This window comes from Rhizobium ecuadorense (assembly GCF_001187535.1).
GTDB lineage: Bacteria > Pseudomonadota > Alphaproteobacteria > Rhizobiales > Rhizobiaceae > Rhizobium > Rhizobium ecuadorense.
Genome location: NZ_LFIO01001418.1, coordinates 1 through 208 on the forward strand (window position 1 = coordinate 1; position 208 = coordinate 208).

Below are 208 nucleotides of genomic sequence, written 5' to 3' on the forward strand. Positions count from 1 at the left end.
GACAATAGGATTCCCCAGCAACCCTCGCAAGCGGAACAGCCTTCTCACCCGACCTTCGCGTCCGACCAGTAGCGCTTCGGTGCGCGCCCGAACACACGCTTGAACGCGTTTCCGAAGGCGCTTTCGGAGGAATATCCGAGTGCCGCGGCAAGGCCGGCGACCGAGACATCCTCCCGGCGCAGGGCTTCGCGGGCGCGATGCATGCGCC

General features: G+C 65.9%; 1 protein-coding gene. It reads right to left on the reverse strand.

Annotated features, from left to right (window positions below):
• Window positions 1-44 precede the first annotated feature (44 nt).
• Window positions 45-208 (reverse strand): helix-turn-helix domain-containing protein (locus tag AF337_RS41045; protein ID WP_152971238.1); only part of this gene is annotated, 164 nt, incomplete at its 5' end.